Source organism: Streptomyces oryzae, assembly GCF_017676365.1.
Lineage (GTDB): Bacteria > Actinomycetota > Actinomycetes > Streptomycetales > Streptomycetaceae > Streptomyces > Streptomyces oryzae.
In genome coordinates, this window is the sequence record NZ_JADKMA010000014.1 from 41,400 (window position 1) to 66,303 (window position 24,904).

Annotated in this window: 19 protein-coding genes; 8 read left to right on the forward strand and 11 right to left on the reverse strand. The window is 70.7% G+C overall.

Annotation, left to right across the window (positions count from 1 at the left end; genetic code table 11):
* Nucleotides 1-191 precede the first annotated feature (191 nt).
* The gene (locus ITI46_RS04860; RefSeq protein ID WP_209238124.1) at nt 192-1,616 is read left to right on the forward strand and encodes a purine-cytosine permease family protein; all 1,425 of its coding nucleotides are present in this window, start codon (nt 192-194) and stop codon (nt 1,614-1,616) included.
* A 27-nt stretch (nt 1,617-1,643) separates the two neighbouring features.
* Here the strand turns inward: ITI46_RS04860 and ITI46_RS04865 are convergent, their stop codons facing one another.
* Nucleotides 1,644-2,240, reverse strand: a complete 597-nt coding sequence (locus ITI46_RS04865) for a TetR/AcrR family transcriptional regulator (protein WP_209238125.1) — start codon at nt 2,238-2,240, stop codon at nt 1,644-1,646.
* A gap of 197 nt (nt 2,241-2,437) precedes the next feature.
* Between ITI46_RS04865 and ITI46_RS04870 the strand changes: the two genes are divergently transcribed.
* The 5 genes from ITI46_RS04870 to ITI46_RS04890 all read left to right on the forward strand — a co-directional run bounded on the left by ITI46_RS04870 (nt 2,438) and on the right by ITI46_RS04890 (nt 8,208).
* Nucleotides 2,438-5,344 carry a penicillin acylase family protein gene (locus tag ITI46_RS04870; RefSeq protein WP_209238126.1) on the forward strand — a complete coding sequence of 969 codons (2,907 nt, stop codon included), beginning with the start codon at nt 2,438-2,440 and terminating at the stop codon, nt 5,342-5,344.
* Nucleotides 5,345-5,508: 164 nt separating this feature from the next.
* A complete protein-coding gene (locus ITI46_RS04875) occupies nt 5,509-6,042 on the forward strand; it encodes a Fur family transcriptional regulator (RefSeq protein ID WP_209238127.1) in 534 nt (177 codons plus the stop codon).
* 52 nt (nt 6,043-6,094) lie between these two features.
* Nucleotides 6,095-6,502 carry a (2Fe-2S) ferredoxin domain-containing protein gene (locus ITI46_RS04880; RefSeq protein WP_209238128.1) on the forward strand — a complete coding sequence of 136 codons (408 nt, stop codon included), beginning with the start codon at nt 6,095-6,097 and terminating at the stop codon, nt 6,500-6,502.
* A gap of 211 nt (nt 6,503-6,713) precedes the next feature.
* Nucleotides 6,714-7,685: a glycoside hydrolase family 16 protein gene (locus ITI46_RS04885; RefSeq protein WP_209238129.1), complete on the forward strand. Its 972-nt coding sequence runs from the start codon at nt 6,714-6,716 to the stop codon at nt 7,683-7,685.
* A 34-nt stretch (nt 7,686-7,719) separates the two neighbouring features.
* Nucleotides 7,720-8,208, forward strand: a complete 489-nt coding sequence (locus tag ITI46_RS04890) for a glutathione peroxidase (RefSeq protein ID WP_209238130.1) — start codon at nt 7,720-7,722, stop codon at nt 8,206-8,208.
* Nucleotides 8,209-8,231: 23 nt separating this feature from the next.
* On the opposite strand, the gene gad is transcribed toward ITI46_RS04890, so the two are convergent.
* The 4 genes from gad to ITI46_RS04910 form a co-directional block, all read right to left on the reverse strand.
* Nucleotides 8,232-9,653 carry a glutamate decarboxylase gene (gene gad, locus ITI46_RS04895; protein ID WP_209238131.1) on the reverse strand — a complete coding sequence of 474 codons (1,422 nt, stop codon included), beginning with the start codon at nt 9,651-9,653 and terminating at the stop codon, nt 8,232-8,234.
* A gap of 105 nt (nt 9,654-9,758) precedes the next feature.
* Entirely contained in the window at nt 9,759-10,118 is a 360-nt protein-coding gene (locus ITI46_RS04900; RefSeq protein ID WP_247745481.1) for an SCO4225 family membrane protein, read from the reverse strand.
* On the reverse strand, nt 10,115-10,831 hold the full coding sequence (locus ITI46_RS04905) for a response regulator (protein WP_209238132.1): 717 nt from the start codon (nt 10,829-10,831) through the stop codon (nt 10,115-10,117). The genes ITI46_RS04900 and ITI46_RS04905 overlap by 4 nt, the downstream gene beginning before the upstream one ends.
* Nucleotides 10,828-13,287, reverse strand: coding sequence for an ATP-binding protein (locus ITI46_RS04910; protein ID WP_209238133.1), 2,460 nt, complete (start codon nt 13,285-13,287; stop codon nt 10,828-10,830). Before ITI46_RS04910 ends, ITI46_RS04905 begins: the two co-directional genes overlap by 4 nt.
* A gap of 235 nt (nt 13,288-13,522) precedes the next feature.
* Between ITI46_RS04910 and ITI46_RS04915 the strand changes: the two genes are divergently transcribed.
* Nucleotides 13,523-14,626 carry an acyltransferase gene (locus ITI46_RS04915; protein WP_209238134.1) on the forward strand — a complete coding sequence of 368 codons (1,104 nt, stop codon included), beginning with the start codon at nt 13,523-13,525 and terminating at the stop codon, nt 14,624-14,626.
* On the opposite strand, the gene ITI46_RS04920 is transcribed toward ITI46_RS04915, so the two are convergent.
* Nucleotides 14,614-16,041, reverse strand: coding sequence for an alpha-2,8-polysialyltransferase family protein (locus ITI46_RS04920; RefSeq protein WP_209238135.1), 1,428 nt, complete (start codon nt 16,039-16,041; stop codon nt 14,614-14,616). The two genes, ITI46_RS04915 and ITI46_RS04920, sit on opposite strands and share 13 nt — an antisense overlap.
* Before the next feature lie 2 nt (nt 16,042-16,043).
* The gene (locus ITI46_RS04925; RefSeq protein ID WP_209238136.1) at nt 16,044-17,012 is read right to left on the reverse strand and encodes a glycosyltransferase family 2 protein; all 969 of its coding nucleotides are present in this window, start codon (nt 17,010-17,012) and stop codon (nt 16,044-16,046) included.
* A 334-nt stretch (nt 17,013-17,346) separates the two neighbouring features.
* Here ITI46_RS04925 and ITI46_RS04930 point away from each other — a divergent pair, with 334 nt between their 5' ends.
* Entirely contained in the window at nt 17,347-18,015 is a 669-nt protein-coding gene (locus ITI46_RS04930) for a GntR family transcriptional regulator (protein ID WP_209238137.1), read from the forward strand.
* Between the two features lie 173 nt (nt 18,016-18,188).
* On the opposite strand, the gene ITI46_RS04935 is transcribed toward ITI46_RS04930, so the two are convergent.
* From ITI46_RS04935 to ITI46_RS04950, 4 genes are read right to left on the reverse strand one after another with little or no spacing between them, the layout of a single operon-like run.
* Nucleotides 18,189-19,577, reverse strand: a complete 1,389-nt coding sequence (locus tag ITI46_RS04935; RefSeq protein WP_209238138.1) for an OFA family MFS transporter — start codon at nt 19,575-19,577, stop codon at nt 18,189-18,191.
* A 45-nt stretch (nt 19,578-19,622) separates the two neighbouring features.
* Nucleotides 19,623-21,773 carry an acetate--CoA ligase family protein gene (locus tag ITI46_RS04940; RefSeq protein WP_209238145.1) on the reverse strand — a complete coding sequence of 717 codons (2,151 nt, stop codon included), beginning with the start codon at nt 21,771-21,773 and terminating at the stop codon, nt 19,623-19,625.
* Between the two features lie 36 nt (nt 21,774-21,809).
* Complete coding sequence (gene frc, locus ITI46_RS04945; protein ID WP_209238139.1) at nt 21,810-23,042, reverse strand: formyl-CoA transferase; 1,233 nt, start codon at nt 23,040-23,042, stop codon at nt 21,810-21,812.
* Between the two features lie 25 nt (nt 23,043-23,067).
* Nucleotides 23,068-24,747 (reverse strand): thiamine pyrophosphate-binding protein, encoded by a 1,680-nt coding sequence (locus ITI46_RS04950; RefSeq protein ID WP_209238140.1) that lies wholly within the window; start codon nt 24,745-24,747, stop codon nt 23,068-23,070.
* Nucleotides 24,748-24,904: the final 157 nt, after the last annotated feature.

Consider the following 24,904-nt stretch of genomic DNA (forward strand, 5'->3'; position numbering starts at 1 on the left):
CGGCCGGACCGCTTCTGTGCTCGCCGGAGGGCTCCGGTGTCGGCCGGAGCGGTCCGCTCCGCTCCGGCCCGGCCGCCGCTCGGCCTGCTGTTACGCAAGATTCACGCCGATGTATTGACGGCCATTCACTCGACCCCCAGCATGAATACACCCATACAGAACCGTGGGGTGCGAGAAAGAAGGTGCAACAGATGGCCGGAGTGGTGGAGCGGCGCTCGATCGACGTCGTCCCGGACGGGGAACGGCACGGCAAGGCGTTCAGTCAGTTCACTCTCTGGCTGGGCGCCAACCTCCAGATCACCGCCGTCGTGACGGGTGCCCTCGCCGTCGTCTTCGGCGTGCAGCCGTTCTGGGCGGTGCTCGGCCTGCTGATCGGCAACCTGCTCGGCGGCGCCGTCATGGCGCTGCACTCGGCGCAGGGGCCCCGGCTCGGACTGCCGCAGATGATCTCCAGCCGGGCGCAGTTCGGGGTACGGGGCGCAGTGGTGCCGCTGGCGCTGGTCATCGTGATGTACATCGGGTTCTTCGCCAGCGGCAGCGTGCTGGCGGGCCAGGCGGTCGGTGAGCTGACCCACCTCGGCGAGACCCCCGGCATCGTGCTGTTCGCGCTCGTCACGGCGGTGGCCGCCGCTGTCGGCTACCGGGTCATCCACGCGCTGGGCAGGGTGGCGAGCCTGGTGTGCGCGCTCGCGTTCGTCTATCTGGGCTTCCGGCTGCTGGAGCGCGCGGACCTGTCCGAGCTGCTGGCCGACCGCGCCTTCTCCTTCCCGCTGTTCCTGCTGGCTGTCTCGCTGTCCGCCTCCTGGCAGCTGGCCTTCGGCCCGTACGTCGCCGACTACTCGCGCTATCTGCCGCGCTCCACCTCGGCCCGCGCCACCTTCTGGTGGACGCTGAGCGGTTCGGCGCTGGGCTCGCAGTGGTCCATGACGTTCGGTGCGCTTGCCGCGGCAGCGGCCGGGCCCGCGTTCGTGGGGCACGAGGTGAGCTATGTCGTGGGGCTGGGCGGCGCCGGGCTCATGGCGTCGTTCCTCTACTTCGTCATCGCCCTGGGCAAGCTGACCATCAACGTCCTCAACACCTACGGCGGCTTCATGTCGATGGTGACCGGGGTCAGCGGTTTCCGCGGGCAGCGGGAGCTGGGGCCGCGGGCGCGCGCCGGCTACATCGCCGCCATCATGGTCGCCGGTACGGCGGTGGCGCTGGCGGGCAAGGACAGCTTCCTGACCTCGTTCAAGGACTTCCTGCTCTTCCTGCTCACCGCGTTCACGCCCTGGTCGGCCATCAACCTGGTCGACTACTACCTCGTCGCGAAGGAACGCTACGACCTGCCGGCGCTCAGCGATCCGCAGGGGCGGTACGGCGCCTGGCGGTGGAAGGCCCTCGCCGTCTACGCCGTGGGTCTTCTCGCGCAGTTCCCCTTCCTGGCGACCCACTTCTACACCGGCCCGCTGGTGAACCCGCTGGGCGGGGCCGACATCTCCTGGCTGGTGGGACTGGCCGTCCCCGCCGCGCTCTACTGGCTGCTGGCCCGCGGCGACACAGCGCACATCCCGGAGCACACGATTCTCAGCGCACCCGCCCCGAGGGAGGCCCCGGCCACGCGGGTTCCCTCGTGACCGGGGTCGGGGTGCTCCGCGGCGCCGCTACCGGCGTTGTACGAGGCTCACCACGTGCGCGGCGAGGGTGTCCAGGACGGCGGCCGCGTCCTGGCCGTCGCCGAGGACGAGGTAGTTGAGGGTGAGGCCGTCGATCACGGAGGCCAGATAGCGCACCAGCGTCTCGGCCGGGACCAGCAGTGTGAGGCCGAGGTCCGTGCACAGCTGCTCGATGAGCGCGCGGTTGGCGGCGGCGTACTGCTCGTACTGGCGCCTGGCGAGGTACTCGAAGCCGGGCCGGCGCAGGGCGTACTGGGTGAGTTCGTAGGTGAGCATGTGCTCGTCGGGATGGGCGAGCACATGCTCCCAGTAGGTCCGGAGCGCGGCGCGGATGCTGTCGCGTACATCGGCCGTGGGCTGGATCCGTTCGGCGACCGGGGTCACCGAGTGGGCGGTGATCGTCTCCATGACGTCCTCGATCAGCGCCTGCTTCGACTCGAAGCAGTAGTGGAAGACGCTGAGCGAGACCTTGGCCTCGGCGCAGATGGAGCGCGTGGTGGCCTTCGCGACGCCGTCGCGGGTCATCACGCGGATCGCCGCCTCGACCAGCTGTCTGCGCCGTTCCGTCGACGGCAGCCGTTCCATGGTTCCTCCTTGGCTCCGGGTCACCCTATGGCGTGTCCGACGGAGGGGCCGCAGGTGCCCGTGCCCCTTCAGCGCGTCTCCGAATCCGCTACAGGTCAAGTGTCCGGGACGATTGACCTGATGACGTGGCGCCTGCATGCTGTGCCGGTCATGGGACGCGGGGCCCGCCGTACAGCGACCGCCTGAAGGAGCGCCAGATGCGAAAACGTTGGACCGGCCTCGTCACGGCAGCCTGTCTGGTGGTGACCGCGGCTCCCTCGCTCTCGGTCGCCGCCCCCGCCGCACGCGCCCCGCAGGAGCGTCCCGCCGCCGCGTCCGGCGAGGTGACCGACTACTGCCGGGGCCAGTGCCACGACGTACTGCCGCCCGGCGAGAACGGCTCGGCCACCGCCGCGCAGATCATCCTCAACAAACTCACCGGCGCCAAGCCCGGGCACAGCGACGACCAGCTGGGCAAGTACGCCGATCTGGTGGACAGTTACGCGGGCCTGACCAACGACAAGCTCAGCACCTTCTTCAACGACTCCTCCTTCGGCGTCCCGGACGGCCAGGTCGAGAGCAGAAAGCAGCCGGGTGGCCGCGACGACGTCACGATCACCCGGGACAAGTCCGGAATCCCGCACATCAAGGGCACGACCCGGTCCGGCACCGAGTACGGCGCCGGGTATGCGGCGGGCCAGGACCGGCTGTGGATGATGGACGTCTTCCGGCACATCGGGCGCGGCGAGCTCACCTCCTTCGCGGGCGGCGCTGAAGCCAACCGGCAGCTCGAGCAGCAGTTCTATCTGGGCGGCGCCTACAAGGAGAGCGAGCTGAAGGCCCAGGTGGAGCGGGTGCGCGACTCAGGGCCGCGCGGCCGGAAGGCGTACCAGGACGTCACCGCCTATCTGCAGGGGCTCAACCGGTACATAGCCGACGCCAAGAAGGGGCTGTACTTCCCCGGCGAGTACGACCTGACCGGCAACGCCGACGTGTTCACCGGCGAGGGCATCGAGCCGTTCAGGCCCACCGACCTGGTGGCCATCGGTACCGTCATCAGCGCGCTGTTCGGCTCCGGCGGCGGTAAACAGGTCGCCGCCGCGCTGGTCAAGCAGGCGGCGGAGCACAAGTACGGCAAGAAGCAGGGTGAGCAGGTCTACCAGGCGTTCCGGATGCAGAACGACCCGGAGGCCGACCTGACCCTGCACGACGGCCAGCGGTTCGACTACGCGGCGAGCCCGGAGCACCCGCGCGGGGTGGCCATGCCCGACCCGGGGTCGGTGAGCGAGCAGCAGGTCGTCTACGACCCGACCGGCTCGGCCGCCGACGGCGGGGACGGCGGACAAACGGCGAAGCGGGCGGACGGCAAGGGCGCGGGCACCGGCAGCGTCGGCGAGTCGGCGCGGGACAGGTCCGCCACCTCCGACGCCAACCTCCGGCACAAGCCCAAGTTTGCCAAGGCCAGGGGCGCGCTGTCCGGCGGCGTGCTGCCGAAGGATCTCTTCGCGCGCAAGCACGGGATGTCGAACGCGCTCGTGGTGTCAGGCAAGCACACCGACACCGGCAACCCGGTGGCCGTCTTCGGCCCGCAGACCGGCTACTTCGCGCCGCAGCTGCTGATGCTCCAGGAGATCCAGGGCCCAGGGCTGAGCGCCCGCGGCGCCGCCTTCGCCGGGCTCAACATGTATGTGCAGCTGGGCCGCGGGCAGGACTACGCCTGGAGCGCCACCTCGGCGAACCAGAACATGACCGACACCTACGCCGTCGACCTGTGCAACACCGACGGCAGCCCGGCGACGAAGGACTCCACGGCGTACATGTTCCACGGCGCCTGCACGCCGATGGAGAAGCTCGTCCGCAAGAACGCCTGGAGCCCGTCCATCGCCGACGGCACCAAGGCCGGCTCGTACAAGCTGGTCGCGCACCGCACCAATTACGGAGTCGTGCGCTATCGCGCCACCATCGACGGAAAGCCCGTCGCCTACACCACGCTGCGCTCCACCTACCACCACGAGGTCGACACGCTGCTCGGCTTCCAGATGTTCAACGACCCGGCCGCTGTGACCGGCCCCAAGAGCTTCCAGAAGGCGGCCTCCCGGATCGGCTACACCTTCAACTGGTTCTACGCCGACGCACGGCACACGGCCTACTACAACTCCGGCCTGAACCCGACGCGCAGCCCGGACGTGGACCCGAACCTGCCCATCCGGGCGAGCGAGAAGACCGAGTGGCGGGACTGGGACCCGAAGACCAACACCGTTCCCAACACGCCGTACGCGGCGCACCCGAACGACATCGACCAGGACTACTACGAATCCTGGAACAACAAGATCGCCAAGGGGTACACCGTGGCCGGCTTCGGCGACGGTCCCGTCTACCGCAGCAATCTGCTGAACGACCGGATCAAGTCCCTGATCAGCGGCGGGAAGAAGGTCTCGCGCGCCTCCCTCACCCGCGCCATGGAGGACGCCGCCGTCACCGATCTGCGCGGCGAGTCCGTGCTGCCGCTGCTGCTGAAGGTCATCGACACCGAAAAGGTCACCGATCCCGGGCAGAAGGCAGCGGTCGACAGCCTCCGCACCTGGCTGGACGACGGCGCGAAGCGCAAGGAGACCGGTCCGGGCAGCAGGTCCTACGCGCACGCCGACGCGATCCGCGTCATGGACGCCTGGTGGCCGCTGCTGGTCGAGGCCGAGTTCCGGCCCGGCCTCGGCGCCGGCCTCTACGGCGCCCTGACGCACGCGCTGCAGCTCGACGAGACCCCCTCAACCCCCGGCGACGGGGTGGCCCACAAGGGCTCGTCCTTCCAGCACGGGTGGTGGTCCTACGTACACAAGGACCTGCGCAAGGCGCTCGGCGGGAAGGTGCCGGGCTCGGCACCCCGCACCTTCTGCGGCGCCGAAGATCTCGCCCAGTGCCGTCAGACCCTGCTCAGCACGCTGGAGAAGGCCGCGCAGACCCCGGCCGGGAAGACGTACCCGGGCGACGACGTGTGCAAGGCCGGCGACCAGTGGTGCGCCGATGCCATCCAGCAGCGTCCGCTGGGCGGCATCACCCACGAACTGACCAACTGGCAGAACCGGCCGACCTATCAGCAGGTGGTGCAGTTCCCGGCACACCGCTGAGGTGACGTCCGGAATCGAGCCAACGAGGCAGGAGGGGAGCCGGGCCAGGTCCGATCGGACCTGGCCCGGCGGCTGTCTGCGCGGGCTCAACGCATGAGGCATCATTCATATGGCCCTGGGTATCATTTTCATCTATGCCAAGCCGATTGAGGGGGTGAACTGCCGTGGGTGGCCGGACGACCCGGCAACGGCGTGCGGTCCTGCGGGGGCTCGCGGACTGTCAGGACTTCGTGTCGGCGCAGGAGCTGCACACTCTGCTGGTCAGGGGCGAGGACTCGATAGGACTGACGACCGTCTATCGTGCACTGCGTGGGCTGGAGGCGGACGGCGGTGTGGATGTCGTTCGCGACGAGACCGGCGGGCGGCTCTACCGCCTGCGGCCGTCGGACGGCCACCGGCACTATCTGATCTGCCGCTGTTGCGGCCGCAGCCGGCCGGTGGACGCGGAGGTCGTCGAGCGGTGGGCCGCAAGCGTCACCGCCCAGACCGGTTACTCCGCGGTGGAGCACACCGTCGAACTCACCGGCCTGTGCGCCGACTGCGCTCCGGCCGCCGACGACCATGGAAGGGAACCCGAGCCGCCCTGCCGCTGGAAGCCCGAACACCGCACCGACGCGGACCGCCGGAGCCGAGCGTCCCTCACGCCGGGTTCCCGGTGCGCCCTTCTCACCGCCGACCAGGAGCCAGAAGCCACGTGACCGCCCCCGAAACTCGCGCCGGACGCCTCACCGGCGCCGCCCTGTGAACCGGTTGGGCTCCCGGACCGGGATCCGGGCCGCCGACCGGCCGTGCACCCTCGTGGTGTGCCGGGGCTGCTGCTGCGGCAACCCGGGCAAATACCCGCAGGCGGACCACGCCTGGCAGCTCGACCGGCTGCGCGCTGAGGCCGCCGGCTCCGGCGGGCGGTTCACCGTCCGTACGACGGACTGCCTCGGCCCCTGCGGTCAGGCCAATGTCGTCGTCGTCCAGCCCTCCACCGCCGGCCGCCTGGCCGGGGGCCGGGCAACCTGGATCGGCTTCGCGATGGGCGACGACTGCACGGACGACCTGGTGCGCTGGGCCACCGAGGGAGGGCCAGGAGTCGCCCAGCCGCCGGTGACGCTGGAACTGCAGTTCATCCCCCCACCACGGGAAGCACGCGCCCGCGCCCGGCGGTGACGCGTCTGCCTGCCCCAACTCTCTGACCGGCTTCCCCGCAAGCCCGGCAGCCCAGAGGGCGGCAGTCCGCCGAGCGGCGGCCTCCCGGCCGGCCATCCGTCCGCCCGTATCTGCCCGTTCGCACAGAAGGCTTGACGCTGGTCCAGACCTTCGGCACGGTGCTTGCCGTGAAAGCGCTCACCAACCCCCCACTTACAAGGAGCGCATCGCCATGGCTCGTACTGGCAGGACATACCGCCGACGCCGTCCGGCGCTGGTGATCGCGGCACTGACGGCCGTCGGCGCACTGGCGCTGCCCACCGCGCAGGCCGACGAGGCGCCGCCGCAGCTGCGCACACAGGAAACCGGCAAAGCCCAGGTCACCCAGGAGGTGTGGCGCGCCGACTTCGACGGTGCCGCCGGCTCGCTGCCGTCCGGGGACGACTGGATCATCGACACCGGCCACGGCTACCCCGGTGGCCCGCCCAACTGGGGCACAGGCGAGGTCCGGACGTACACCGACAAGCCGGAGAACGTGCAGCTCGACGGGGACGGGCATCTGAAGATCACCGCCCTCAAGTCGGGCGACTCGTGGACCTCGGCCCGCATCGAGACCCGGCGTACGGACTTCGCGGCGCCCGAAGGGGGCAAGCTGCGTATTTCCGGAAGCCTCAAGCTGCCCGAGGTCTCCGGGGATGGAGCGCTCGGCTATTGGCCGGCCTTCTGGACGCTGGGCGCCGACTACCGGGGCAACTACCAGAACTGGCCCGGCGTCGGCGAGTTCGACATCATGGAGAACGTGAACGGCCAGGGTGCCGCGCACGGTGTTCTGCACTGCGGGGTCAACCCAGGCGGCCCCTGCAACGAGACCCAGGGCCTCGGCAGCAGCGCCGAGTGCGGTGGCAGCTGCCAGGGCGGCTTCCACGAATTCGCCCTCGAACTCGACCGCACCGGCGCCACCGAGGAGCTTCGCTGGTATCAGGACGGTCAGCTCTTCCACACCGTACGGGAGTCCGACATGGACGCCGCCACCTGGAAGAACGCCACCGACCACGGCCACTTCATCCTGCTGAACCTGGCCATGGGAGGCGCGTTCCCGGACGGCGTCGCCGGGCACCCGACGCCCACCGGTGCCACCACGTCCGGCGGCTCACTGCTCGTCGACCACGTGGCCGTGGACGTCACCGCACCGGCTGCCCGTTAGCCTGCTGGGACGACGACCGATGCAAGGAGTCCGCATGTCCTTTCACGACGTGGAGATCGACGCGCTCACCGGCGGCCCGGCGAACCTCGCGCAGTACCGCGGCAAGGCCGTCCTCGTCGTCAACGTCGCCTCGCGGTGCGGCCTGACCCCGCAGTACACGGCTCTGGAGAAGATCCACGAGCAGTACGCGCCGCGCGGGTTCACCGTGCTGGGCGTTCCGTGCAACCAGTTCATGGGCCAGGAGCCGGGTACGGCCGAGGAGATCGCCGACTTCTGCTCGGCCACCTACGGCGTCACCTTCCCCATGACCGAGAAGACCGACGTCAACGGCGCACAGCGGCACCCGCTCTACACCGCGCTCGTCCCCACCCCGGACGCGGAGGGGCACACGGGCGACATCCGGTGGAACTTCGAGAAGTTCCTCGTCGCCCCGGACGGCACCATCACCGCCCGGTTCAGCCCCCAGACCGAACCCGACGCCCCCGAGGTGACCGCCGCGATCGAGGCCGCGCTGCCGGCCTGATGACGGGCCGTACCCTCTCGGGGTCAGTGGTGGAAGCTGGTGGCCTTCTGTTCGTCCCGTACCAAAGGGCCCGGCTGACTGCGGAGTTCGGGAAGCAGCCGGTCCAGGGAGTCGAGCAGCAGGTCGGCCAGGTCTGCCGTGAAGCCGTTGCGGCACACGACACGCAGCACGGAGAGGTCCTGCCGGTCGGGCGGGAAGGTGTAGGCGGGTACGAGCCAGCCGTGCTCACGCAGCCGGCGTGAGACGTCGAAGACGTTGAACGCGGTGACGCCCGGCGCGGTGGTGAAGGCGAATGCGGGCAGCTCGTCCCCCCGCGTGAGCAGACGGAAGTCGCCCAGGGACGCGATGCCGGCCGCCAGCGTGCCGGCCACGTCCCTGGCTGCCTGCTGGACGGCGCGGAAACCTTCCCGGCCCAGCCGGAGGAAGGTGTAGTACTGGGCCGCCACCTGCGCGCCGGGCCGGGAGAAGTTCAGCGCGTAGGTGGGCATGTCGCCGCCGAGGTAGTTGACGCGGAAGACCAGCTCCTGCGGCAGGCTCTCCGCGTCGCGCCACAGGGCCCAGCCGACCCCTGGGTACACGAGCCCGTATTTGTGCCCCGAGGTGTTGATGGAGGCGACGCGGTCCAGGCGGAAGTCCCAGACGAGGCCGGGGTCGAGGAAGGGAGCGACCATGGCCCCCGAGGCACCGTCCACATGTACCGGGATGTCCAGGCCCGTGCGTTCCTGCAAGGTGTCGAGTGCGGCGCACACCTGCTCCACCGGTTCGTAGGAGCCGTCGAAGGTGGAGCCGAGCACGCTCACGACGCCGATGGTGTTCTCGTCGCACAGCTGCGCGGCGGCCTGCGGGTCGAGGTGGAACCGCTCTCCTTCCATGGGCACCAGCCGGGGTTCCACCTCCCAGAAGTTGCAGAATTTCTCCCAGCACACCTGGACGTTGACGCCCATGACCAGGTTCGGCCGGGCGCCGGTGCGCAGCCGGTCGGCGTTGCGCCGGGACCAGCGGCGCTTGAGGGCCATGCCCGCGAGCATGCACGCCTCGCTCGACCCGGTCGTGGAGCAGCCCACGGCCCGCTGCGGGTCGGGGGCGTGCCACAGGTCGGCGAGCATCGCGACACAGCGCCGCTCCAGTTCGGCCGTCCGGGGATACTCGTCCTTGTCGATCATGTTCTTGGCGCTGCACTCGGCCATCAGGGCATCGGCCTGCGGTTCCATCCAGGTGGTGACGAAGGTGGCCAGGTTCAGCCGCGCGTTGCCGTCCAGCATCAGCTCGTCGCGCACAAGGTTGTACGTGGTGTCGGGCGGCATCGGCTCGTCGGGCAGCCGGTCCGTCGGCGGCACCGCCCGCATCCCGACCGCTGGGTCGGCCGCAGCGTGGAAGGGGTTGACGGCGAGTCTCCCGCGCTCGGCGTCCGGCTCCTGGCGCGGCGAACCACGATGGACAGCCACAGGTCTCCCTCCACACGAACAGCGACATCGACAGCGGCAGCAGCAAGGCAGCAGGTCGAGCGTAAGCGCGGCCGTCGTCTGCGGCGCTGCGGCACGACGAGCGCGTCAGGCCATGGGTGCGGAGCCGCCGCTGCCCCGCCGCAGTGTGCGGGCGCACCAGCCGATGATCAGCGCGTTCACCAGGGCACCGAGGCCGACGGCGACGAACAGCATGGAGACGTGGTCCGGCAGCACGAGCACGATCAGGCTCACCGGCGCGGTGGCGAACAGCGGTATCACTCCGGCCATGGAGGCGTCGGGCTGATCGCCGCTGCTCACCACGACCGCCCAGATCACCAGGGCAGCGCATACGGCGAGGTAGCCGCGGGCGAGAACGCTGCGGAACGCGTCACGCACGGTGCCGAGGGCGGTGCGGGTGGCGTCGGAGTCGGTCATGGGAGCGCGCTCCTCGTGTGCGGTGCTCATGAGTGGGACATTCCTTTCGGTGACGGGTCCGCCAGGCCCGGGGCCGGCGGGTTGGCCCGGGCGAGGCCCAGGTCGTACGCGAGAATCGTGGCCTGCACCCGGTCGCGCAGTCCGAGCTTGCGCAGCAGCGCGTTCACATGCGATTTGACGGTCCCGACGGTGATGCCGAGCTCGTCGGCGATCTCCGCGTTGTTCAGTCCGGAAGCCACCAGGGTGAGGACGAAGCGCTCCCGTGCGGTCAGCCGCTCCAGTGAGCCCGCGTCCTGCCCGGGCCGCGGACCGGTGGCCGGGCCGGAGGCGTAGTGGCCGATGAGTCTGCGGGTCGCGGACGGTGCCAGGACGCTCTCGCCGGCGGCCACGATCCGGATCCCGGTCAGCAGTTCGGCCGCGTGCACGTCCTTGAGCAGGAAGCCGGAGGCGCCGGCGCGCAGCGCGTCGAAGACGTAGGCGTCCAGATCGAAGGTGGTCAGCACCAGCACCCGGGGCGGGTGCTCGCGCGCGGTGAGGATGCGGGTGGCGGCGATGCCGTCGAGCCCTGGCATCCGTACGTCCATGACGACGACGTCGGGCGCGAGTTGCTCCGCCAGGCTCACCGCGGCGGCGCCGTCACCGGCCTCTCCGACGACTGTTAGGTCGGGTTCGTCGTCGATGACCGCGGCGAATCCCGCCCGGACGACGATCTGGTCGTCGACGACCAGCACCTTGACGGTCATCGGGCTTCCTCCTCGTCTCCCCCGCCCGGGACGGGCTCCGCGCGGCAGCGGGCCGGGCCGGCGGCTCCGTCGTGCTCCGCTGGGGTCAGGGGCAGGCGCAGCAGGACCGTGCCCGGCGCTTGGACCGTCATGGTGCCACCGACAGCGGCGGCCCGGGCCGCCAGCCGCTCACGGGCCGTGAGACGGGTGGCCTGCGGGACGCCGGTGGCGGTGAGGGTCAAGATGTCGTCCGCCGCGTCGAGTACGAGCTCGGCCGGTTCCTCGCCGCCGGCCTCCAGTACCGTCTCGGCAGCACGGTAGGCGGCGAGATCCACTGCGGCCGGCAGCCGCTCGGGCACCCGCTCGGTGAGCCGCACCTCGACCGGCCGGCCGGTGGCCCGCCACTGGTGGACCAGCAGGTCGAGGGCCTGCAGCGTGGGCTGCGGCCGCAGTTCGGCCCGGGCTTCCCCCTCCCTGACCGTCTCCAGCAGGGCCCGCATGGCGGCCAGCGCCGCGCGGGCCCGCTCCGCCGTCTGCCCGAGCCGCCCGGCCTCCGCCTCCCGCACGACCTCCGCCGTACGCGTCAGCACGGTGGTCTCCAACCCGGCGGTGATGCGGCGGCGTTCGGCCCACGCGTCGCGTACCGCCTCCTCCGTCCACGAGGCGAGGCGTTGGTGGTACGCGTGCTGGGCGGCATCCCGGCGCCGTCCGTACCACGTACCGGCAGCGGCGGCCGCCAGTCCGGCGGAGGCCGTCGTCGTGCCGACAACGACCCAGGTCGGCGGGGTGAAGCCGCCGTCGATGAGGACCAGAACCCCCACCGCCAAGTGGAGCGCGACGGCTCCCGCCAGAACGGCCGAACGCGGCACGGCCATGCAGGCCGCCACCAGCGCGACGGCGAACGGGCGTCCCGAGCCGGACCCGCCGGAGCCGGACCAGTCGGAGCCGGGCCTGGGGCGGGGCGGCAGTGCCGCGGAGAGACCGCCCTCCACAGGGCGGGCCGCCATCATCGCAAGCGCGACACAGCTGGGCAGCATGCTCAGCACCGGCGGCAGCACCGCGGGACCCGTGTACCCGCTCACGGACATCGCCGCGGGCCAGAGCCAGGCCAGGACGAGCAGTACGCCCAGGGCGGTCCGCGGGGCGCGGCGCAGCCACAGCAGCGCGACGGCCTGCGCGGTGGCGAGTAGCGCGAAGAGCGCTCCGGCGGAGACGGACGGGCCGGACGGTGTCGTGCTGTCGCGGATGACGAGCACCGGCAGCAGCGGCTGGAAGCACAGTGCGGCAGCCGCCACGAACTGGGCGAGGCGATAGGCGCGGGGCACCGTCGTCGGCGTGGCTGCGGTGGTGCGCCCCGGCAGCAGGGCACATACCTCCCATCCGCCGTCCGGTGTCGGGCCGGTGGTGAGCGAGCCGCCCGCCTCGCGGGCCCGGCCGCGCAGGAAGTTCTGCCCGCGCCCGCCGCCGAGTCCGGCACCGCGCGGCGTACCGGCGGCTGAGGTGCCGGGCGGCGCGTTGCGCACCACGACCTCCGTGTGCGCGTCTGTGCAGGTGCAGCGCACGGTGGTGGCGGCGCCCGAGGCGTGGCGCACCGCGTTGGTCAGCGCCTCGCGGACGATCCCGTAGGCGGCGTCGCCGACGGAGCCGTCGGGGAGGGTGTTGATGTCGCAGGTCACCGGCTGTCCCAGGGCACGGAAGCCGGCCACCAGCTCGCCCAGCCGCTCCTGCGGTGCGGGAAGGTCCTGCGGGGAGGGTGCCGGGGCTCGTACGGCGCTGAGGGCCCGGGTCACCTCGCGGCCGGTCCCGGCGGCGAACTCCAGTGCCTGTTCGGCCAGTTCGGGGCGGCGGTCGCGGAGTCCGAGTGCCGCCTCCACGGTCACGACCACCGCCGTCAGATGGTGGGCGCTGACGTCGTGCAGCTCCCGCTCCATCCGGCGCCGCTCGGCAGCCGGCAGCCGGTGGCGCTCCGTCTCGGCCCGGCGCAGGCGCCGTTCGGCGGTCCGCCGGGCGGCGCGCAGCCGCCGCGTCCGCAGCCCCGCGCCGCAGGCAGCCGCGTAGAGCAGGGCGGTCAGTACGAGGTCGAGCCCTTGGCGGTCGCCCAGTCCGTGCAGACTGAGTCCGTGCAGCATCTGCCAGGCCGCCAGCGTCGCCACGCACAGCAGCGCGGTGACGGTGTCCGTCTCGACGGCGACCGTGAAAAGGGCCAGCGCGACGCCCGCGGTACCGAGCACCGCCACCGCTCCCGCGGGCAGCGGCCCGGCGCCGACCGCGCAGGCCGCGGCGACCAGGATGAGGACGGGCACCGGGCGGGTGCGGCGGGCCGTGAGCGCGACGGTCACCAGGCCGCCGACCAGGGCCGCGGCCAGGAGCTGAGCAGCTGTCGGGGCCGCGCTGCGCACCAGTACGGCCCCTGCCCATACCGCGGCCTGGGCACCGAGCAGCAGGACCGGGAGGAACCGGTCGTCAGTTCGTTCCATGATGCGTCTCAGGCTATGGCCGTGCCCGGAGCACCGGCATCGCGCAGCAGGGCGATCCCGTTCTCCAACCAGAGATAGAGAGGGCTCAGGACGCGGCGTTCCCGGCTGGAGGAGTTCCGCTGTTGTTCCCCCTCCGTACAGATTCCCGGGTGGCCGGGACTGGCAGGATGCGTGGGTCTTCTCGCCCGGTGACCGGCGAGGCAGCGTATGGTTCCTCGCATTCACAGGGCTGGCATTGGCGACTGACAAGCTTTCAGCGGCTCCGGCGGCGGCACCGCAAGCCGCTGTCCACCAGGCGGACGCGACGCCGTCGGCACCGCCACGGCGCGAACACCGGTACGACATCGACCTGCTGCGCGTCATCTGCGCCTGCTCGGTCATCCTCGGGCACGTCGGCGGCGAGTGCATGCTCGCGGTCGGCAAGAGCGCGGAGAACGGCCGTGCGGTCTACTGGACCGGGCTGTTCCTCGACTCGGTGACCAGTTGGGCCGTTCCGATGTACTTCGCGATCGCGGGCTGGGCGGTACTGGTGGGAGCGCCGCCCCGAAGCGGTGGGACGCTGCGCAAACGCTCCCTGCGCATGATCGTTCCGGTGGGCATCTGGTCGGCTGTCTACCTCGCCTGGGGATGGTGGCGGGACACCAACGGCCGGCCGACGCCGAAGCTGGCGCTGGACGCCGTCTTCGGCACCGTCCAGCCCGCTTTCCACCTGTGGTACTTCTACGCACACGTCCCGCTGATCCTGGTCCTGGGTTTCGTGATGCTACTGAAGGCCGGAAAGCGCCCCTGGGGTGTCGTCGCGGCGCTCGTGGTGATCGCGGCAGGGCCCACGGCCTTCAGCGATCTGGCAGAGCTCACCGGGTGGGACGTACCGCGCTTCGGCTGGCAGGCGGGGACGTATTCGCTGGTCTACGCGGTGGTCGGCGCGCTGCTGCTCGGCCTGCCGGCCACCAGGCGCCGGCACCGCTGGTGGTGGCTGGCGGGCGCGGTGGTGTCCCTGGCCGCTGTGCTGTGGTCGCAGGACCGGATCCACTTCGTCATCCCCAACGCCAGCATCTTCGTGGCCGCGCTCAGCTGCTGTGTGCTGTTCGCCGCCAACGGGGTGCGGATACCGGAGCGAGTGCGTCCGGTGCTGGCCAAGGTGACGGACGCCGGGCTGGGCGCCTTCATGTTCCATGTGCTGCTGCTGAAGGCGGTCTCGCCCGCGTTCGTCTCCGCGGAACGCGGCTGGCTGGGCGCGGCCGGCGCTGCGGCCGCGCTCGCCGTCGTCACGGTGATCCCGTCCTTCGGCCTGAGCCTGCTGTGGGGCCGGCTCGGGCTGCGGCGCTACCTGGGGTAGGCCGAGCCGGCGGTCTCACCCGCTCGCGTGCGCAGTCTGCGCTGTGCGGCGCGGATGCGGCGAGCGGCCCAGCGTGCCGAGGGGCTGCGACGCAGCAGCCGGGCGCGGACCGAGGTACCGCCTCCGGGGAGCGCCAGCGCGGTCAGCCGGCGGCGTTTGAAGTAGCGTTCGGTGTCGTCGCCGAGGTGGGCTTCCAGCCAGCTGCTGGCGGGCTCGCGCAGGAGCGGGTGGAGCTTCGCCTGCATGCAGTAGCCCACCGTCCGTACCAGCGCGCCGAGTTCGTCGGTCCGCTCCCCCGCCGCCTGGAGGTGTTCCGCGCCGCGCTCCAGATCGGGTACGGCGAAGTCGACAATGGTCACGGGTATCCGGTTGCTGTTCTGATAGGGCGTCAGCCGGTCCAGCAGCGCCTCGGTGCCCACCTTGGCGATCGGGATCCCGTAGTAGGTGGCGGCGGTCAGCAGCGCGGTGGAGAAGCAGCCGACGACGAGAGTTGGCCGGCACCGGTCGTAGACGGCCTCCGCCAGCACCGGCCCCTCCAGGACGTGCAGGCGCACTCCCGCCTGGGCGGCTTCCTTCTCCAGTACGTGGGAGTAGCGCGCTGGGGCCGTGGGATGCGGTTTGAACACCACGCACTCATGGCCTGCGGCCACCGCCCCGCGGAGCATCCGCGCGTGGAGCTCTTCCTCCTCCTCGGGGGTGAGGATGTCCAGCGCGGCGAGATACTGGCCCAGCAGCACAGCGGTGGGGCGGTCAGCGGCGACGCGGGCCAGCTCCGGCTCCCCGGCCGCGGCCTCGCCCAGTTCGCCGAGCACCTTCAAAAAGGCGTCGCCCGGCACGGTCTCGGCCCGTACGGAGTGCTCGGTCAGCAGCAGCGGGCGCAGCCCCGGCACCAGGTCGAGGTGCAGCAGCCGCTGTATCCGGCAGCCCAGCCACTGGGGCAGCCGCTCCCGGGTGGGTCCGTAGCTCATCAGCCCGTCGGCATAGACGTGGACGACGCTGCCGCCGAAGATGGTGGCCAGTGCCCTGGCGGGGCTGACCTGGATCGACTCCACGACCAGTTCCACCGGTGCACTGCCCAGCCCCCAGGCGTTGCGGAACATCCGCTCCCAGACGGGCGACTCGTCCCGCGGTGGCGTCCACGTGCTCGGGTGGTGGGGCCGGATGGTCGCGTTCCAGTCGATGATCTCGTCGAACCGCCGCGCGAGGCCATGGAATCCGTTCATGTCGGCGAGCCGGGTGGCCGCCTCGGGCGTGGCGGCGTTGTTGGACACCAGCAGAATCCTGCGGGCCGCGGCGGGCGGCCCGAACTGTCCGGCGTCGACCGCGGCGGCCAGCGTCGCGACCCCGTAGAGCGTGGAGACTTCGAAGATCTGCACGGGCCGCGTGGTCCTGCGCTGCTCAGGGAGCTGGGACATGGTCAGGCCGCCGCCTTCCTCGCCGTACGGAACCGCCGCAGCATGTCGGCGCGCTTGTCGTCCATGCCGGCGAGGGTCGTGTCCAGCACGTCCTGGGGCATGCCCTCCAGCGCGGTGGTCACCATCTTCTTCAGCCGTCTGGCGACGGGAGCGTGGTAGCGCCGGATGTTGGTCAGGTGGAAGGCGAGCAGCGCGCAGTATGTCCGCACCGCCTTGGGCAGGAAGCGCTCCCCCTCGGGATCGGCGGCCAGGTCGGCGAGCAGCGCGTCGTGTGCGGGAATGAAGTCCAGTTGCCGGGCGTCCCGGATCTGGGTGAGCGAGGTGGTGACCCCGCGCCGGTAGAACACGCCGTGCAGCCCGGTCGCCGCGAAGGTCCTGGCCCGCAGGTGCAGCCGCCAGGTCCACAGCCGGTCCTCGGCGGTACGCAGATCCACCGCGAACCGCAGCGCGCCGCCGTCGAAAAGGCTGCGGCGGTAGACGCCGGCCCAGACGAAGGGATAGTCCACCATCGTCTCGGCGTGCGGCGGGGCGATCACCTCTCGCGGGTGCAGCACCTTGTCCCGCACAGGTGCGGGAGCGCGGCGCACGACCCGCGTGGCGCCGGTGCTCTGCACATGGTCGGTGCGTACGAAGTCGCAGCCCAGTTCATCGATGCTGCGGACGAGTTCATCGAGATATCCGGGGCCGTACCAGTCGTCCCCGTCGAGAAAAGTGAGGTAGTCGCCGCCGGCGGCCTCGATGCCGCTGTTGCGGCTCTGTGCGATGCCCTTGTTCTCCTCGTGCCTGATGACAGTGGTGCGGGCGAGCCGGTGCTGCCACCCGCTCAGGATCTCCGGGGTGGCGTCGGTGGAGCAGTCGTCGACGAGGATGAACTCGGTTGCCGGCCCCGCGTTGTTGGCGAGACTCCGCAGCGTGTCGTCCGCGAATTCCTGCACATTGTGGAAGGGAACAATGACGGAGAGTTTGGGCATGCGTTATCCAGGCGGTAAGGGAAACGAATGAGACGACGAGAAGAACGTGCGCACCGGTGAACTATCGGTGAACGGCCATGAATCGACCGGAAAACAAAATCAAAAGAACAGGGGCCGAACGGTCCGGGGACGGCATCGGGAGATGCGACCGCAGCCGTCAGCATAATCGAAGGAGGACATTTTTCGACATGGTCGATTCTTGAACCCGAAAGAATGCAGCAGGTTGCTGAAACTTACGGAAGGCTCGGCCTCGCAACCGGAGCTGCAGGCGCCCGGAGTGTGCTCCGTAGACTGTAGACAATGGACCGTTGTTGGCCACGGGAACGGGGTGGGGATGTCACTGTCGGAGCTGCCACACGGCGCGGTGCCGCGGCTGGAGCGGCCGGGGCCACTGCGCGACCGGGTGTACGAGGCACTGCTGGGGCTGATCACCACGCGTCAACTGCGCCCGGGGCAGCACCTGGTGGAGAGCGAACTCGCGGAGCGCCTGGGCGTCTCCCGCCAGCCGGTGCGGGAGGCGTTGCAGCGGCTGGCGAACGACGGCTGGGTCGATCTGCGGCCCGCGCAGGGCGCGTTCGTGCACGAGCCGTCCGAGGAGGAGGCCGACCAGTTGCTGTCCGTCCGCACTCTGCTTGAGGCGGAGGCCGCCCGGCTGGCCGCGCTGCATGCCGGGCCGCAGGGGGTCGCGGCGCTGGAGGAGTTGTGTGCCCGCGGTGAGGCGGCGCTGGCACGGGACGAGGTGGATGCCGTCGTGGACGCCAACGCGGCCTTCCACGCCAAGGTGATGGAGCTGGCCGGCAACTCGGTGCTGGCCGAGCTCTCCCGGCAGGTGGACCGTCGGGTGCGGTGGTACTACCGGCCGGTGGCGCGGCAGCGCGGGGCCACGTCCTGGCAGGAGCACCGCGAGTTGATCGCCGCCGTCGCCGCGGGGGACGAGGATGCGGCCACGCGTGTGATGCGGGCCCACACGGAGCACACGCGGCGCTCGTACCACGAACGCTAGCGCGAGGGGGTGCCCCGGCGATTGGCACGGCGCCGTTCCCCGTGCCCCGAAGGGGCGCGGGGAACGGCGCGAGCAACCACAACGCACGCCGCAGCCTGCAACAGACCCAAAGGGGCACCCCCTCGCCGGACCAACGTCACCGGCAAGGGGGTTGAGGGGGCGAGGACCGGCCGTCAGGCCATTTCGCGGCTGATGGCGTGATGGTTGGGCTCGATGTCCTTCAGCCGGGGCGCGCCGGGCCGGCGCAACGCGAGGGCCATGGCGGCGGCCAGCAACGAAACGCTCCCGGCAAGCAGATACGCACCGTCGTATCCCCAGGCGTCCACGGCGGTGGCCCCCAGCCCTCCGCCGAACAGCCCGCTGATCAGCTTGCCGCTGTACGCGATCCCATAGTTGGTCGCGTTGTGGTTCTCCCCGAAGTAGTCGGGGGTGAGAGCGGCGAACATCGGGTAGAAGGCGCCGCTGCCGAACCCGGAGACGAACGCGAAGACCAGGAACAGCGCCTGGCTGCGGATGCTCCCCGCCCACAGCACGCCGAACTGCGCCAGTCCCAGCACCACGATGACGAAGATCAGCGTGGGCTTGCGTCCCCAGCGGTCGGACAGCCAGCCGATGCAGCCGCGGCCCACGCCGTTGATGATCGACATGACACCCATCGAGGAGGCGGCGATCAGCGGTCCGAAGCCGACCTCCTTGGCGAAGGGCACCTGGAAGGAGATGCCGAAGATCGACACTCCCGCCGTCATGACGACCAGCAGCCACATCAGGGGCAGCATGCCGGTACGCATGGCCTCCATCGGGGTGTACTGGCGGGTGGCCGGCGGATTCTTCTGCAGCGCCGTCACCGCCTTGACCCGGCCGGTCCCGCGCAGCGGATCGTGGTCGGGCGGCCACCAGTTCTTCGGCGGGTCGCGGAAGAACCACGCGCAGACCGCCACCAGAAGCAGCACGTACAGGCCGATGGAGTCCAGCACCTGGTGGTAGTTGCTGGTGTCGAAGGCGTAGTTGAACAGGAAGATGAACGGGACTGCGCCGTAGGCGAAGCCCCCGTTGACGAAGCCGGTCTTGCCGCCGCGGCGTTCGGGGAACCATTTGCCGACGCTGTTGATGCACGTGGCGTAGATGAGGCCGGCCCCGATCCCGCCGAGCACCCCGAACCCTAAGATCGCGAGCAGCACACTTGAGGCGTGCGAGAGGGCCAGGAAGCCCAGCAGTGCGAGCCCGGCGCCGAGGAACATGGCGTTACGCGGGCTGAGGATTCCCCGCTCGCGCAGCCAGCCGGCCGGGAAGGCGATCCCGGCCTGGAAGAAGACCCAGATGCTGAGAATCCAGAACGTGTCGCTCTGTGTCCAGTGATGGGCGTCGGAGAGCGTGTCCTCGGCGGAGCCGTAGGCGTACTCGGCGACGCTGATCGCCATCATCGACAGCCATGGCAGATAGACCATGATCTTGCGGGAGTGGCCCAGGAGTTCCCGGTCGGTCTCGCCGATCCGGTACACCCGTCCGTTGCGGTCGGTCACTTCTCTGTACCCCGCTGTCAACGGGGCATCGCTTCGAGCCATCCGTCTGTCCTTCTTCCGGGAGCCGGGTGGGGGGAGCGGAACTGCTCAGGGCCGGCCGGGCAGCAGTCCGGCGGCCCGCGCCCAGCGGTATTTGGCGCCGAGGACGGCGACCGGCTTCTCGGTGGTGTAGGGGTAGGCCACCACGCCGTGGTCGAACAGATAGCCGCAGGCTTCCTCGACCTCCGTGTCGCCGGCGAGCGAGGCGACGACGGGTTTGTCGATCCCCCGGGCGCGGGCGTCGGCGACGACGCGTGCCGTCAGTTCGGCGAAGACCATCGGCGGGGTGACGATGGTGTGCCAGTAGCCCAGTACGAGGGCGTGGATACGGGGGTCGTCCAGACCGAGCCGGATGGTGGCCTCGTAGGTCGAGGGCGGCTCTCCCCCGGTGATGTCCACCGGGTTGCCCGCAGCCCCGAACGGCGGGATGAAGGCGCGGAAGGCCGCGTCGAGGTCTTCGGGGATCTCCATCAGGGACAGCCCGTTGTCCACCAGCGCGTCGGACAGCAGCACGCCTGAGCCGCCCGCACCGGTGATGACCACGACGTTCTCTCCCTGCGGTGTGGGCAGCACCGGCAGCGCGCGTGCGTACTCCAGCATCTCGTTCAGGCCCGGCGCCCTGATCACCCCTGCCTGCCGGAGTACGTCGTCGTAGACGGCGTCGTCGCCGGCCAGCGCACCGGTGTGGGAGCCCGCCGCGCGGGAGCCGGCAGCGGTGCGCCCCGCCTTGAGGACGACGACCGGCTTCTTGCGGACGGTCTCGCGGGCCGCACTGACGAAGGCGCGGCCGTCCTTGAGGTCTTCCAGGTGCATGGCCACGCAGCGGGTGTGCTCGTCCTGCGCGAACCAGGTGAGCAGGTCGTCCTCGTCCAGGTCGGACTTGTTGCCCAGCCCGACGATGGCGGAGACACCGGTTCCGGTGGCCCGCGCGAAGCCGAGCACCGCCATGCCGATCCCGCCGGACTGTGAGGTGAGGGCAACCCCGCCGCGCACGTCGTAAGGCGTGCAGAAGGTGGCGCACAGGTTCTGCCAGGGCGCGTAGTAGCCGTAGATGTTGGGGCCCAGCAGCCGGATGCCGTGCTGCCGTGCGATGGCCACGACCTCTGCTTGGAGCGCGTGTTCGCCGGTCTCGGCGAATCCGGAGGGGATGAGCACCGCGTTGGGCACGCCCTTGCGGCCGGCTTCCGCCAGTGCGGCGGGCACCAGCGGCGCGGGTATCGCGAAGACCGCGACGTCCACCTCGCCGGGCACATCGCCGACAGTGGGGTACGCCTTCCGGTCCAGCACCTGGTCGGCCTTGGGGTTCACCGGGTGGATCTCACCGGCGAAGCCGCCGTCCACCAGGTTGCGCATCACCGAGTTGCCGATCTTCCCCGGCTCGTTGGAGGCTCCGATGACGACCACAGCGCGCGGTTCCATCAGACGGCGCATCGAGGCGAGGATCTCCTCGGTGGAGTGACGCGGCCGCTCGCTCTCCTCCGGCTCGCCCAGCAGCAGCCGTACGTCGGCCGCCACCACCCCGTCCGGCGCTGCGAAGACGGGGTTGAGGTCGATCTCCGTCAGCTCAGGGAAGTCCGCGGCCAGATGGGAGACGCGCACCAGCAGTCCGGTGAGCGCGTCCCGGTCGGCCGGCGGCGCGCCGCGCACCCCGCGCAGCACCTCGGCGGCGCGCACCGAGTCCAGCATGGAGCGGGCCTCGTCCCAGGAGGCGGGCGCCAGCCGGAAGGTGAGGTCCCCCAGCGCCTCGACGAGGACGCCGCCGAGCCCGAAAGCGATGATCTTGCCGAAGGTGGGGTCGGTCGCGGCCCCCACCAGCACCTCCTGCCCCGCGGTGACCATGCGCTGCACCTGGACGCCCTCGATCCGGGCGCCGGGGACGTGGGAGCTGACCGAGTCGAGCAGCGCGGCATATCCCTCGCGCAGCTGGTCGGGGCCGGTGAGTCCGGTGCGGACACCGCCTGCCTCCGTCTTGTGCACCACGTCCGGGGAGACGACCTTCAGCGCCACCGGCCAGCCGATCTCCTCGGCCCGGAGCACGGCTTCTTCGGCGTCGGTGGCGAGGGCCTGCGGGGGCGTGGGGATGCCGTAGGCGGCTGCCACGCTCTCGGCCTCGGCGGCGGTCAGCGCCGTCCGGCCGGCGGAGCGGACCGCGTCCAGCACGGCGCGCACCCTCTCCCGCGCGGCGGCGTGGTCCCGCACCGGCTCCCGGTCCCCGTGTTCGGGTGTGTCCGCCACTCAGATCACCCCTTCGGCGTGCAGTTCGCGCAACTCGTCTTCGCTCAGCCCCAGTTCACCGGCGAAGACCTCGCTGTTGTGCTCGCCCAGCAGTGGCGAGGCGGTGATGTCGACGGGCGAGTCGGACAGCTTCAGGGGGGAGCCGACGGTGGTGAAGCTGCCCCGGGTGGGGTGCTCGACCTCGACGATCATTCCGTCGTCGGCCAGCGAGGCGTCCTCGATCAGCTCCTTGGTCGACAGGATCGGCCCGCAGGGGATGTTGTGTGCGTTGAGTGCCGCCAGCACCTCCCACTTGGGCAGCCCGGAGGTCCACTCCTCGATCATCCGGAACATCTTGTCGAGCTTGGGCAGCCGGGCCTCGGGGGTGGCCCATTCCGGGGACTCGGCCAGTTCCGGACGCCCCATCAGTTCGCACAGCGGCACCCACGATGCGGGCTGCACGATGACGTAGACGTAGTCGTTGGGGCCGCCGGGTGCGCAGCGCACCGCCCAGCCTGGCTGGCCGCCGCCGGAGGCGTTCCCGGAGCGGGGCACCTCCTCGCCCTCGGGAGCGCCGGGGTATTCGCGCAGCGGCCCGTGTGCCAGCCGCTGGTGGTCGCGGAGCTTGACGCGGCACAGGTTGAGGACGGCGTGCTGCATCGCCACCCGGACCCGCTGTCCGCGGCCGGTGCGCTCGCGCTGGTACAGCGCCGCGAGTATGCCGGCGACTGTATGCACTCCGGAGCCCGAATCACCGATCTGCGCGCCCGTCGCCATAGGTGGGCCGTCCTCCGCTCCGGTGGTGGCCATCGAGCCGCCCATGGCCTGCGCGATGACCTCGTACGCCTTGAAGCCGGTGTACGGACCGTCGCCGAAACCCTTGATCGAGGCGTAGACGAGCCGCGGGTTGAGCTCCTGCATCCGCTCCCAGGTGAAGCCCATCCGGTCGATCGCGCCGGGGCCGAAGTTCTCCACCAGCACGTCGCTGCGCCGGATGAGGTCGGTCAGCAGCTCTTTGCCGCGCGGCGTCTTGGTGTTGAGGGTGATGCTGCGCTTGTTGCAGTTGAGCATCGTGAAGTAGAGCGAGTCCGCCTCGGGCAGATCCCGCAGCTGTTTGCGGGTGATGTCGCCGCTCGGCGCCTCCAGTTTGAGGACGTCGGCGCCCAGCCAGGCCAGCAACTGGGTTGCCGAGGGGCCCGACTGCACATGGGTCATGTCCAGGACGCGTACACCGTCCAGTGCCTTGCCGCTCACGCGGGTCACCTCACTCGAAGGCCGGTCACTTGTACATGGTCTGGTTCATGGTTCCGGGGGCGTAGGCGTCCGGATCGATCCATACGTTGATCAGGGAGGGCTTGCCCGACTCGCGGGCCCGCTCCAGCGCCGGCCGCAGCTGGGCCGGGTCCCGCACCTCCTCGCCGTGGCCGCCCAGCATCCGCGCGAAGGCGTCGTAGGGCACATCGCCCAGGGTGTTGCCCAGCCGTTCCCGTTCGGCTCCGTATTTGGCGCGCTGGCCGTAACGGATCTGGTTCATGGAGGAGTTGTTGCCCACGATGCCGACGAACGGGAGGTCGTAGCGGACCAGCGTCTCGAAGTCCCAGCCGGTCAGCGAGAAGGCGCCGTCGCCGAAGAGCGCGACGACCTCGCTTCGCGGGCGGGCCTGCTTGGCTGCCAGTACGAATGGCACGCCGACGCCGAGGGTGCCCAGCGGGCCCGGGTCCAGCCAGTGTCCCGGCGTGTGCGGCTGCACCACCTGCCCGGAGAAGGTGACGACATCTCCGCCGTCCCCGATGTAGAGCGAGTCGTCGGTCAGGAACTCGTTGATCTCGTGGACGAGCCGGTAGGGGTGGATGGGCGAGGCGTCGGAGTGCAGCAGCGGTTCACGTTTGGCCAGCGCCTTCTCCTCGACGGCGCGCAGCTCCTCCAGCCACGCCTTGCGGGCCGCAGGCTCCCGTACGCCGCTTCCGGCCGCCTGCGCCGCGGCGGCGAGCACCAGGTCTGCGGAGCCGACGATGCCCAGGTCGACGTCCCGGTTCCTGCCCACGGTCCGGTAGTCCAGGTCGATCTGGACCACCGTCGCCTCGGGCGAGAGCCGCTTGCCGTATCCCATCCGGAAGTCGAACGGCGTACCGACGATCACGATGAGGTCGGCCCGCTGGAAGGCGTGCCGGCGCGAGAGCTGGAAGTGGTGCGGATCGCCGGGCGGCAGCGTCCCGCGCCCGGCACCGTTCATGTACGCGGGCACGTCCAGGGCCCGGACCAGCTCGCGCGCCGCCTCGGTCGCGCGGGTGGTCCACACCTGGCTGCCGAGCAGGATCGCGGGCCGCTCGGCCGAGGTCAGCAGCGCGGCCAGCTGTTCGACGGCCGCCGGGTCGCCGGCCTGCCGGGTGGAGGCCCGGTAGTGGCCGGGGCGCGGGACCCGCGCCTGCTCTGCGGGCATCTTGGCGTCGAGTATGTCCCGCGGTATCTCCAGGAACGACGGTCCTGGAGCGCCGTGGAAGCACTCGCGGAAGGCCATCGAGACCATGTCGGCAGCGCGGGCGGTGTCCGGCACGGTCGCGGCGAACTTGGTGATCGGCGTCATCATGTCCACGTGCGGGAGATCCTGGAGGGAGCCCATCTTGTGCTGGGTGGAGGCACCCTGACCGCCGATCAGCAGCATGGGGGACTCGGCCCTGAAGGCGTTCGCCACCCCGGTCACCGCGTCCGTCGTGCCGGGCCCTGCGGTCACCACCGCGCAGCCGGGGCGTCCGGTCAGCCGCGCATACGCGTCCGCTGCGTGCGCGGCGACCTGTTCGTGGCGTACGTCGACGAGCGAGATGCCCTCGTCGGCGCAGCCGTCGTAGATGTCGATGATGTGGCCGCCGCACAGCGTGTAGACGACCTCCACCCCTTCGGCCTTGAGCGCCTTGGCCACCAGATGGCCGCCGGATACGAGTGCGGAGTTGTCCTCGGGCATACGAGACGTGCTCCCTCCTGCGCGCGACCGCATCGTAGATTGCATACAGTCGACCCATACAGTATGGACTCGTTATCCCGCACCGACGCCGAGGTGTCCAGGGTCAGTTCAAGCCGAATGTGACAGCGGCGGGCGGTCGTTCGGGACCGTTGGATCC

Excerpts from the sequence above, each read along its gene's own strand:
- ITI46_RS04860 (WP_209238124.1), top strand. The coding sequence starts at position 192 with ATGGCCGGAGTGGTGGAGCGGCGCTCGATCGACGTCGTCCCGGACGGG.
- ITI46_RS04930 (WP_209238137.1), top strand. The coding sequence starts at position 17,347 with ATGTCACTGTCGGAGCTGCCACACGGCGCGGTGCCGCGGCTGGAGCGG.
- ITI46_RS04910 (WP_209238133.1), bottom strand. The coding sequence starts at position 13,287 with ATGGAACGAACTGACGACCGGTTCCTCCCGGTCCTGCTGCTCGGTGCC.
- ITI46_RS04905 (WP_209238132.1), bottom strand. The coding sequence starts at position 10,831 with ATGACCGTCAAGGTGCTGGTCGTCGACGACCAGATCGTCGTCCGGGCG.
- ITI46_RS04865 (WP_209238125.1), bottom strand. The coding sequence starts at position 2,240 with ATGGAACGGCTGCCGTCGACGGAACGGCGCAGACAGCTGGTCGAGGCG.
- ITI46_RS04925 (WP_209238136.1), bottom strand. The coding sequence starts at position 17,012 with ATGCCCAAACTCTCCGTCATTGTTCCCTTCCACAATGTGCAGGAATTC.
- ITI46_RS04920 (WP_209238135.1), bottom strand. The coding sequence starts at position 16,041 with ATGTCCCAGCTCCCTGAGCAGCGCAGGACCACGCGGCCCGTGCAGATC.
- ITI46_RS04890 (WP_209238130.1), top strand. The coding sequence starts at position 7,720 with ATGTCCTTTCACGACGTGGAGATCGACGCGCTCACCGGCGGCCCGGCG.
- ITI46_RS04870 (WP_209238126.1), top strand. The coding sequence starts at position 2,438 with ATGCGAAAACGTTGGACCGGCCTCGTCACGGCAGCCTGTCTGGTGGTG.
- ITI46_RS04935 (WP_209238138.1), bottom strand. The coding sequence starts at position 19,577 with ATGGCTCGAAGCGATGCCCCGTTGACAGCGGGGTACAGAGAAGTGACC.
- ITI46_RS04900 (WP_247745481.1), bottom strand. The coding sequence starts at position 10,118 with ATGAGCACCGCACACGAGGAGCGCGCTCCCATGACCGACTCCGACGCC.
- ITI46_RS04950 (WP_209238140.1), bottom strand. The coding sequence starts at position 24,747 with ATGCCCGAGGACAACTCCGCACTCGTATCCGGCGGCCATCTGGTGGCC.
- ITI46_RS04885 (WP_209238129.1), top strand. The coding sequence starts at position 6,714 with ATGGCTCGTACTGGCAGGACATACCGCCGACGCCGTCCGGCGCTGGTG.